This is a genomic window from Mesorhizobium sp. M0701, from assembly GCF_040320365.1.
In the GTDB taxonomy this organism is placed as follows: Bacteria; Pseudomonadota; Alphaproteobacteria; order Rhizobiales; family Rhizobiaceae; genus Mesorhizobium.
Genome location: NZ_JAMYPO010000137.1, coordinates 1 through 512 on the forward strand (window position 1 = coordinate 1; position 512 = coordinate 512).

Here is a 512-nt window from a genome sequence, read left to right on the forward strand (position 1 = left end):
GCTGTAGCTCCAGCTCGAGCCGCCGGGATCGCTGAACCCCGATCAGCCGGCCAAGCACATCGTAGCTGCGGCCCTCCGTCAGATTGAGCCCGCCGAGATCGCGCACGATCTGCACGACATCGCCGCGTGTCGAGGACACGCTCTTCGACTGGCGTGTGGTCGTCGCGTTGATCTGGTCGGTCTGGGTGACCGCATAAAGCCGCGGATTGGTGCCGGTGCCGCTATCGAGGCTGTGGGCAAAGATCGTCTGGCTGGCGTCGGCATAGACGGTTTTTACCGGCCGGTCGTTCCAGTCGTAGGAGTTGGTCGTCCACTGCGCGGTGTCGCCGACAAAGCGTGGAGATGCGCGCGCTCGACAATTCGTTGGCGACGTCCCCGGCACAAGGCATGATCCGCCACCACCTCGGCCGCGTGACGCACGATAATACGGCCGCCCAGCACCACGACCTGGACGCTCTCCCCGATCAGCCGCCAGGGAACCGAGTAACTGTTCGTGTCCAGGTCGATTGCGC

General features: G+C 64.6%; 1 protein-coding gene and 1 pseudogene. Both read right to left on the reverse strand.

What is annotated here, in order from left to right; all coding sequences use genetic code 11:
- The coding region (locus NKI24_RS35905; protein ID WP_352750959.1) for a hypothetical protein at positions 1 to 382 on the reverse strand (382 nt) is incomplete at its 3' end.
- A pseudogene (locus NKI24_RS35910) lies at positions 343 to 512 on the reverse strand (Mu transposase domain-containing protein); the annotation flags it as partial. The pseudogene NKI24_RS35910 and the gene NKI24_RS35905, both read right to left, overlap by 40 nt.